Genomic DNA, 2,861 nt, shown 5'->3' on the forward strand with positions numbered 1-2,861 from the left:
TATATATATGTTTAATATTTTCTTTTGTTTGATATTAATAGTACAAACACACGGGAAGTGTGCAAACTTTTACAGCGCCTCTAGCAACCACTTATAAGATAGAATGCTGGGGAGCGCAAGGAGGGAATATGAATTTTGACGATGTTGTTGTTGGTGGCGTTAAAGGTGGATATACATCTGGTATATTAAATTTATTGAAACAGAGCACTCTTTATATATATGTTGGACAACATCCTGACACGCAAGATTATATTGGTTGTATAGAAACTATCAGATCATTTTCGAAAGGGTACAATGGCGGTGGAGCTGGCGCTTACCATTGTCAGGCAGGTAATAGTGGAGGTGGTGCAACAGATCTGAGACTCGTGTCTGGTAATTGGAATGACTTTAATTCTTTAAAATCTAGAATTATGGTTGCTGCTGGCGGTACAGGAACAGGTCATATGCCGTACCCAAATGCAGATGCAAAAGCAGGAGCAGGAGGTGGACTTACAGGATTTGAAGGCCAAGATTACAGAGGACCTAATGTAGAAACAAGATATAGAGGAACTGGTGGAACACAAACCTATGCGGGAAATTGCCAAGAAGAGTTAGAATCTATAAATGGAGTTTCGGTAAAAGATTCAAAACTTTATCAAGGAGGATTTGGATTCGGTGGAGATGCATATTCAGAATTTAAAATGGGAGGTGTTGGTGGTGGCGGTGGCTATTACGGTGGTGGTGCATCGTGTAGAGGTCATGTTTGTGGTGGTGGCGGCTCGTCTTTTATTTCTGGTTATACCGGCTGTGATGCCATTTCCTCCGAATCAACTGAAAATAATATAATCCATACAGGTCAACCAAACCATTATAGTGGAAAAGTATTTACTAATCCTGTGATGATAGATGGTGCCTCAACGATGCCAAGTCCGAGCGGCGAAACTGAAACAGGACATAGTGGCCATGGGTATTGTATAATAACCTGGTTTCCATTAAGTCTAGAACCATAATATATGTAAGGAGTGTGTCAAAAGTCAGAATGACAGTTGATACACTCTTTACATATGATGTATACCCTCCTATTGTTGAATCTTTTCTTTCAACTGACGGTTACAGTACAAACACACGGGAAGTGTGCAAACTTTTACTGCACCCTTGGCGACCAATTATAAGATAGAATGCTGGGGAGCAAGCGGAGGTGGTCATTTTCCTGGGAAAGGCGGATATTCAAAAGGAATTATTCCTTTAGCTCAAAACAAAACATTATACGTATATGTTGGAGAACAAGGAATATATGAATCGGTAGATGATTTTGTAAGAGGAGGCTGGAATGGTGGTGGATATGGATTCGAATCTTGTCCTGGTGGCGGTGGAGCTTCTGATGTCCGTATAATTCGGCATACAGAAGATGATGGTTGGAGTGGAACAAATTCTCTTCGCTCACGTATAATAGTTGCAGCAGGAGGTGGTGGAGGAACTAGCTATGGAAGAGGAAGAGGAGGAAACGGCGGAGGGCTTATAGGAGAAGACTCTCCAGTCAATGATATCTATTCACAAGAATACTATAGAGCTACTGGTGCTACACAGACTCAAGGTGGTCTTGATCCTTTTACGAATGGTCTCATGTCGAATAGTGGTTATTCCGACAAACTAGAATCAGGAACAGCCATTAAGTCAGGAACATTTGGTTATGCTAATATCCCTAGTGGAGAATTTGGCCTTTACTGGGGCGGAGGCGGCGGAAGTGGATGGTATGGTGGTGGCGTAGGCCATGGGCAAGGAGGCTCCGGCGGTTCTTCTTTTGTATCTGGCATGGAAGGTTGTGTTGCCATGAATCAAGATGGAACACAAAACCCTAATATCAATTATCAAACTATTGATGGAATTGAATATAAATTTACTTCAGCAACAACAATTAATGGTGGTTCTGTAATGCCAGCCCCTAGAGGCGGTACGGAAACAGGACATTATGGTGATGGATATATAATAATTACTTGGTTTTCACCTAGTTTACAGCCATAAAATAGCAAATAGCGTATCAATAATTAGTTTGATACGCTATTTTGTCTATTATTTTCAATTGGATGTTATTTATAGTATAGACACACGGGAAGTGTGCAAACTTTTACTGCACCATTAGCGACCACATATAAGATAGAATGCTGGGGAGCAAGCGGAGGCAATGCAAATATTAATAAAGGTGTAGGTTCCGGAGGGTATGTTTCAGGAACCATATCGCTAACTAAGGATCAGCTTTTTTATGTTTATATAGGACAACATGGAAACGAAATTAATCAATACTCATCCTCTTATATGTTTAATGGTGGTGGATATGCAAATAAAAACGATACACAATGTGGCTCATGTGGTGGTGGAGCCACGGACATAAGAACAATCAATGGAGATTGGGATAATACTATTTCTTTAGACTCTCGTATTATGATAGCTGGTGGTGGCGGAGGAAATAGAATTTATAATTTTTTTATGAATTCTGGTTGTGCTGGAGGGCTAGAAGGATATGACGGAATTGTATCTGAGTCAAATCATAATATATATCAAGGTAAAGGTGCTACACAAACATCAGGTGGAGCAGCCCCCGAAACATGGTCGGGATCCCAAAATGGAACTGCTGGCACATTAGGAAAGGGTGGTATAGGTGGTCGTAACATTATAGAAGCGAGTGGCGGAGGAAGTGGAGGTGGCGGAGGCCTTTATGGAGGAAGTGGTTCTTCTGGTGCGCATTCTACGACATGGTCTGGTGGTGGAGGTTCGTCTTATATCTCAGGGCATCCTGGATGTACAGCCAAGACGCTAACATTTACCAATACCGTGATGATAGATGGCGCAGGTTATCAATGGACATCTACGAAAGGGGAACAAGT

The 2,861-nt window shown here is 41.5% G+C and carries 3 protein-coding genes; all 3 read left to right on the forward strand.

The genetic code is table 11. The features are described 5' to 3' along the window. The first annotated feature begins 59 nt into the window (after window positions 1-59). Window positions 60-989, forward strand: a complete 930-nt coding sequence (locus tag K333_RS12340) for a glycine rich domain-containing protein (RefSeq protein WP_051230944.1) — start codon at window positions 60-62, stop codon at window positions 987-989. A gap of 124 nt (window positions 990-1,113) precedes the next feature. Further along, window positions 1,114-2,001: a glycine rich domain-containing protein gene (locus tag K333_RS12345; protein ID WP_081657248.1), complete on the forward strand. Its 888-nt coding sequence runs from the start codon at window positions 1,114-1,116 to the stop codon at window positions 1,999-2,001. Window positions 2,002-2,094: 93 nt separating this feature from the next. After that, window positions 2,095-2,861, forward strand: a 767-nt coding sequence (locus K333_RS12350; protein WP_244870427.1) for a glycine rich domain-containing protein, incomplete at its 3' end; no start/stop codon positions are given.

The organism is Segatella albensis DSM 11370 = JCM 12258 (assembly GCF_000426565.1).
Classification (GTDB): domain Bacteria; phylum Bacteroidota; class Bacteroidia; order Bacteroidales; family Bacteroidaceae; genus Prevotella; species Prevotella albensis.